The sequence below is a fragment of the Sphaerochaeta sp. UBA5836 genome (genome assembly GCF_002432845.1).
In the GTDB taxonomy this organism is placed as follows: Bacteria; Spirochaetota; Spirochaetia; order Sphaerochaetales; family Sphaerochaetaceae; genus Sphaerochaeta.
The window spans coordinates 13,413-15,829 of sequence record NZ_DJGW01000052.1 but is presented as its reverse complement, the minus strand read 5'-3'; the positions used below and the strand labels follow the sequence as shown (position 1 = coordinate 15,829).

Sequence of the window (2,417 nt, the reverse complement as noted above, 5' to 3'; positions counted from 1 at the left end):
GATTTCGCCGAGCATGCAAGGACGGAAATGTTGCGTGAAATTGCCCAACAGCACGGCCTGAATGGTTCGCAAACCAGCCTTATGGAGGCTGAAGGCCTTGCCTTTGTCGTCAAATCGATTACGGTGGATTATCAAAGCCCGGCCCGTCTGGACGATCTTTTGGAAGTGCAGACCGAGTTTGAAAGTGCAAAACGGTTCTCGATCGTCTTTCGGCAGACAGTCCTGCGTGACGGGCAGGCTCTGTGCGTCCTTCTGGTCAGGGTAGCCGCAATCAATGCACTGACACACCGTCCGATGCCCCTTCCTGCTTGGTTCGTCCCGGCATTTGAGTCAGCTACCTAGGCATGTCAAGCAGAATGGTTGAGGAGCCCAGGCTGCCCAGTCTGTCGTGATTGACGATGACATCGTAGCGGTGAACTCCGGCAAGCGGAATACTGGTATAGGCAGCTTGTGATGCTTGTACGAGGATACCCTCGCAATACCAGTCGATCTGCAGGTCGTTGATACCAATTCCCTCAGGGAGATTGCTCGGAGTATAGGTAAGCGTCACCTCATCCCCCGCTTTTGCTTGCAGTGGGCTAAAGACAATGCTTCCTTCGATGGGAAGCATGGTGTTGTTTACGATCATGATGGTGTAGGCGGTGGATAGGTCGCCGATGATGAGCTCAATGCTGCCATCGCTGGTCACCCCGTCAAGGATTCTCAAGGATTGACTTGCTCCGCTGACCAGAACCTCCTGGCTGAACAGCTGCAGTTTGAGATAATAGGAGCCGGCAGGCAGGGTCTTTGCCAAGGCAACCGTGCCGTCCGTTTTGTTCAATGCACCAACCTCAAGATCGACCGGTGAACCGCTTTGATGGAAAAGCTGGGCTTCAAGGCGAACATCCGAGGCCACCTGATCGGGATCCCAGGAGAGCTCGATGCTCATTGTTCCCTCTCCGACAAGCTGCGTCAGTTCCAAGGTCGCCTCATTGGTTACCGATGAGAGCAGGGTTGTCAAATCTCCGCTGACAAGGGCGGTTCCTTTGCTGTTGGACCCGACTGCATGCAATTTCCACGTTCCGATAGCAAGGTTTCCGATTTCCACCACCTGGTCTGCAGATTGCACATCCACCGTTTGTCCTTTCGGCCCTGTTCCGGTGATCCTCACCGTAGCGATGGTCATGTCCTGTGGTGTGGGCAGCAGGCTTCGCGATGTCCGAAACCGCTCGGAGGCGAGGTTCAACCTCAAGGTCGCATTATCAGGCTCAACGGTGTTTTCACAACCAATGAGCAACGCGAGCAGCAGCAAGAGTCCAGCAAAGGACAGTGTTCGATGGTTCATAATGATATCTCCTCAATTTGTGATGCATATCAAGGAGAAAAGCCTGCCTGTTTGCTTCACAATCCCCTAGGTTTGGATGTACGCTCTCGTCTATACTTACAGAGAGGGAGTATGAAATCATGATTACCATCTATAGCCGACCACTTGCGCAAACCCTTCCGATCAGCCTGATTCCTCTTTGGGGTGAGTATGAGGGTGTTGAGGCTTCAGTGCGCATGGCTTGGGAGAACCAGCTGTTGCATCTACGCTACCAGGTGCGGGAACCCCAGCTCAGGCGCATGGTGACTGAGCACAATGGAAGGGTGTGGGAAGACAGCTGTGTGGAAGCTTTTCTGCAGAGGGAAGGCCAGGAAGTCTATGTGAATGTTGAGTGCAGCGCCTCTTTGAGCATGCTTGCAGGCAGGGGGGAGGGAAGGGCGAATCGAACGTTGTTCCCGCCTGACTTCATTCAAACAATCGATCATACAGTCGAAATACTCGAGAACTCCAACAAACAAAGCCGCTGGACTCTCGAAGTGAGCCTTCCGCTTGATTTGTTGGGTCTGGTAAAACCGGGTGAGGATTTGAGGAATGTGCAGTTGAAGGGAAATTTTTACTGCTGCGCCGACAAGCATGCAGTTCCCCATTTCCTTGCTGTTTCGGAAATAGGCACGTTGAAACCGGATTTTCATTCGCCTTCTTATTTCAGTCCGATACGCTTCGCCTAGGAGTGATTCGGATTGAAAGCCTCCTCTGCTGAAAGCAGTGAGGCATCCAACAATTTGCTGATGGCAAGGTGTGCCAGGTGCTGGCCGAAGATGGCAGTGACGGTGGGAAGGCTGCCCAGCACGTTCCGCCTTCTTCCCCTGTCGACGATCTGCTCATTGAGGTCGGCATGTTCCTCTTCCTCGGGCTTTCGATAGGTGAATTGCACCAATTCCGGACTGTAAATGACATCGATGCCTCTTCCAACTCCCCGCTTTCTCAGGTTTGTCCGCACCGCCCGTGCCAATGGGCATCCATAGGTATCCATAAGGTCGGCTTTCCTGACCAGGAAGGGGTCGCGGCGAAGGGCGGCCCCCATGCTGCTCACCACTTTGATCTTGCGATTGTA

3 protein-coding genes and 1 pseudogene are annotated in these 2,417 nt (G+C 53.4%); 2 read left to right on the top strand and 2 right to left on the bottom strand.

Annotation, left to right across the window (positions count from 1 at the left end; genetic code table 11):
• Positions 1-342 (top strand): thioesterase family protein (locus B3F49_RS03920; RefSeq protein ID WP_293909104.1); only part of this gene is annotated, 342 nt, incomplete at its 5' end.
• On the opposite strand, the gene B3F49_RS03915 is transcribed toward B3F49_RS03920, so the two are convergent.
• Positions 335-1,324 (bottom strand): hypothetical protein, encoded by a 990-nt coding sequence (locus B3F49_RS03915; RefSeq protein WP_293909102.1) that lies wholly within the window; start codon positions 1,322-1,324, stop codon positions 335-337. The two genes, B3F49_RS03920 and B3F49_RS03915, sit on opposite strands and share 8 nt — an antisense overlap.
• Positions 1,325-1,443: 119 nt before the next feature.
• Between B3F49_RS03915 and B3F49_RS03910 the strand changes: the two genes are divergently transcribed.
• Positions 1,444-2,031, top strand: coding sequence for a carbohydrate-binding family 9-like protein (locus tag B3F49_RS03910; RefSeq protein ID WP_293909100.1), 588 nt, complete (start codon positions 1,444-1,446; stop codon positions 2,029-2,031).
• On the opposite strand, the pseudogene B3F49_RS03905 reads toward B3F49_RS03910, so the two are convergent.
• Positions 2,028-2,417: pseudogene (locus B3F49_RS03905) on the bottom strand (tRNA threonylcarbamoyladenosine dehydratase); the annotation flags it as partial. The gene B3F49_RS03910 and the pseudogene B3F49_RS03905 overlap by 4 nt on opposite strands.